The 3,378-nt window shown below is 60.4% G+C and carries 5 protein-coding genes; 3 read left to right on the top strand and 2 right to left on the bottom strand.

Going from position 1 to position 3,378, the window contains the following annotated elements:
- Positions 1-200 precede the first annotated feature (200 nt).
- The 3 genes from SE91_RS19710 (at position 201) to SE91_RS19700 (ending at position 2,465) form a co-directional block, all read left to right on the top strand.
- Entirely contained in the window at positions 201-1,697 is a 1,497-nt protein-coding gene (locus SE91_RS19710; protein WP_061851214.1) for an ABC transporter substrate-binding protein, read from the top strand.
- A 252-nt stretch (positions 1,698-1,949) separates the two neighbouring features.
- Positions 1,950-2,147 (top strand): hypothetical protein, encoded by a 198-nt coding sequence (locus SE91_RS19705; protein ID WP_061848768.1) that lies wholly within the window; start codon positions 1,950-1,952, stop codon positions 2,145-2,147.
- 42 nt (positions 2,148-2,189) lie between these two features.
- A complete protein-coding gene (locus tag SE91_RS19700; protein WP_061848767.1) occupies positions 2,190-2,465 on the top strand; it encodes a hypothetical protein in 276 nt (91 codons plus the stop codon).
- A 95-nt stretch (positions 2,466-2,560) separates the two neighbouring features.
- On the opposite strand, the gene SE91_RS36400 is transcribed toward SE91_RS19700, so the two are convergent.
- Positions 2,561-3,037 carry a hypothetical protein gene (locus SE91_RS36400; protein ID WP_156489686.1) on the bottom strand — a complete coding sequence of 159 codons (477 nt, stop codon included), beginning with the start codon at positions 3,035-3,037 and terminating at the stop codon, positions 2,561-2,563.
- A 137-nt stretch (positions 3,038-3,174) separates the two neighbouring features.
- Positions 3,175-3,378: hypothetical protein (locus SE91_RS37355; protein ID WP_210183117.1), on the bottom strand; the 204-nt coding region annotated here is incomplete at its 5' end.

The raw sequence follows: 3,378 nt of genomic DNA, 5'->3' as shown, positions 1-3,378 counted from the left end.
CCCCTATGTCTCGCGTTGCGCCCTTGCCGACCAGCATTGCCGCGAGGTCCCGCCTGAGTTACGCAAGGTGGGCGAGGGGCACTTTGCCGCCTGCCACAAGTCGGAAGCCGTGATGGCGTTGCCGCAAGCGGCCATGGAAGGTTAGTGTCTGGGGCAGGATTGGCGTAGGCTAGAGATCAGAGATGGCCGGGGAGTTGCGCATGTTCAGGAAATTATCGATCGTCGCCTTTGCTGCCGCGCTGGTCGCGGCGCCTCTGCCGGTGCTGGCGCAGAGCAAGAAGGACAGCGTCGTGATGGCGATGGCGCTGGAGCCGCCGGGACTCGATCCGACCAATGCCGCCGCTGCCGCGATCGCCGAGGTCACGCTCTACAACATCTACGAGACGCTGACCAAGATCAACGAGGATGGCTCGGTCTCGCCGCTGCTCGCTGAAAGCTGGACTGCCTCGCCCGATTTGAAGACCTACACGTTCAAGCTGCGCAAGGGCGTCAAATTCCACAATGGCGAGGCGTTCAACTCCGCCGCGGTGAAGTTCTCGTTCGAGCGCAACGCCGCGCCGACCAGCACCAACAAGGACAAGAGCCTGTACCAGGCCTTCGAGAAGGTCGAGGCGCCCGACGCCGACACCATCGTGATCACCATGAAATATGGCGAGCCGAACCTGCCGTTCCTGCTCGGGCAGGCGGGCGGCTCGATCGTCGAGCCGAAGAGCGCGGCGACGAACATCACGCAGCCGGTCGGTACCGGGCCTTATCAGCTCGGCGCCTGGGCCAAGGGCTCGTCGATCACGCTGACCAAATGGGCCGACTACCGCAACGCCGCCGCGATCAAGCTTGCGAAGGTGACGATCCGCTTCATCTCCGACCCGGCAGCACAGACCGCCGCGCTGCTCTCCGGTGACGTCGATGCGTTCCCGCGCGTCTCGGCCCAGCGCACCATCGCGCAGTTCAAGGCCGATCCGCGCTTCAACGTCCAGGTCGGCGGCTCCCGCGCCAAGACCATCGTTGCGATCAACCATCGCAAGAAGCCGCTGGACGACGTCCGTGTCCGCCGCGCCATCCTTGCCGCTATCGACCGCAAGGCGATGATCGACGGCGCCGTCGACGGGTTCGGCACGCCGATCGGCAGCTTCTACGTGCCGGGCGCGCTCGGCTATGTCGACACCACCGGCATCAACCCCTACGACCCCGAGAAGGCCAAGAAGCTGCTCGCTGAAGCCGGCGTCACCACGCCGCTCGAATTGTCGCTGAAGCTGCCGCCGCCGTCCTATGCGCGGCAGGGCGGCGAGATCGCCGCGGCCCAGCTCGCCAAGGTCGGCATCGTCGCCAAGATCGAGAACGTCGAATGGGCGCAGTGGCTCTCGCAAGTGTTCGCCGGCAATGGTCCGCACAACTTCGACCTCACCATCATCAGCCATGTCGAGCCGTTCGATCTCGTCAAGATCACCGAGCCGGACTACTATCTCGGCTACAACAACGCGGCGTTCAACGCACTCTACAAGGAGATCGTGTCGACGCCTGACGAGGCCGCCCGCGCCAAGCTGCTCGGCGACGCCCAGCGCATGCTCGCGACCGACGCCGTCTCTGCCTACCTCTATCAGCCGCAGCTCATCACCATCACCAACATAAAGCTGAAGGGCGTCTGGAAGGACGTGCCGCAATACGAGAACGATTTCTCGACCTGGTACTGGGAGTAGGGACGCGGCGGTTGCTGTGTCCTCTCCGCTCGCGGAGAGGGCAGCTCCAAAACAGAAGTGAAAAAACAACCCCATGCACAGTAGCCGGAGCTAGTCATTTCAATGGCTTGCGCAGGGCTCGCTTTGGGCTTGCGCGGCACGCGCTTGTGGGCTCGCATGGCGGAGCCGAAGCGTTGATCCGTCGGGCAAAACACTGGCAGTATAGCATCATCGCGGCTTCATCGTCCGGGACGCCGTCAGGCGAGACACGCCATGGAGAGGCCATCCCGCCGCGATGCTGACATCGCAGCGGCGAGCGCCGAGGCGCCGATCATCCTGAAACTCGATAATGCAGCGATGAGCGACATTGCTCAGGCGCTCCCCAGTGGGCAGGTCGATGCAACGGCGTTGCCCAAGGCCTATGTCGCGCGCATTGAGGCCTATGATCGCGGCGGGCCGGCGCTCAAGTAAGAAAGGGGGCTGAAAGTGCGAGGTGACTTCGTCGTATTTCCCATGTTCCTTGGGACGGTGATCTTCGCGATTATTTCTCTTTGGGTGAACATCAAGTTGGCAAGAGCGAGGGTTGGACGATGGGATTCCAATTCAACGGCTCGATTTGTGATGTCCGTTGGAAACTTTGGAGACAAGCAGGTCGCCATGTGGCGGCAGGTGGGCGGCTATAGTGAGTCGGAGGCATATACGATTATCGGCTATCAGCTCCTGAGTTTGCTGGGCATGCTACTCGGTTTCCTTGTGAGCGTAGTACTCGGCATGTTCATGACCGCCTGACCGTCTATTGGTGCGTGGCGGACCTTTGCTCGGAGGACTGCTGCACAATTTCACGCTGGCGTTCGAACACCTCAGCTAACTCATGGATCGGCGCGTCAATATCGGCAATCATAAATCTGCTTTGGCGAAGATACATCAAACGCATAAGACGAGACATTTCGAGGTGCTCGATAATGCCAGGCGTCAGAATGACCACTTAAAGTCTTTGCGGACGACGTTGCTCCTACATCTGTCACAAAGCAAGCTATCACGTCAGTCCACCGCACCAGCGTTGGCGAGACCCGATGATAGATAAAGCCCTCTGAAGTCAGCGTTAGCTCTGGAAGCCCTTTTGCGCAAAAGCGAATTGCGAGCGAGCTTGGGAGGAGAACGAACACGCCTGCAGTGGCGCTAAACATGTAAATTGCGCGCAGACCGACACTATGTGAGCTTGAAACAGCGGCAAGGCCGAGGACACACGTGAGACCGAGAAGACCAACAAATCTGAAGGCAAATGCAAAGAAGCCCTGCGATCGAATCGACACAGGACCTTTTGCTAGATCAGCCATGAGCCCTGAAGTCACGTCGTTCATGAGGAGATCCTCACGGCTTTGCATCGCTGCCGCGCAGTCCGCCGAATTGTCAGCTTTGCCCCAAGCGGACTTATCGCCTTCGAACAAGGCCCCGCTTCGCTTTCGTCTGCCGAGCCGCACGCTAGCTGTTTCTGATTTCAGCGGCGGTCGCCACGCTGGCTAATTCCAAGCGTTTGCTTCACAGCTATGGCGCCAAGGATCGCAAACAGGCCAAGCCCCATAAGCCCGACGCCGACAGCAGCCCCGAAGCCTAACCTAGTGGACACATCACGCAATTGCAGTGCCCCGTACACGATTAGCCCGCCCGCACAGGCAAGCAGCCATAACAGCTTCAACAATTT

This window comes from Bradyrhizobium sp. DOA1 (assembly GCF_001593325.1).
In the GTDB taxonomy this organism is placed as follows: domain Bacteria; phylum Pseudomonadota; class Alphaproteobacteria; order Rhizobiales; family Xanthobacteraceae; genus Bradyrhizobium.
This window is presented reverse-complemented; position numbering and strand designations above follow the sequence as displayed.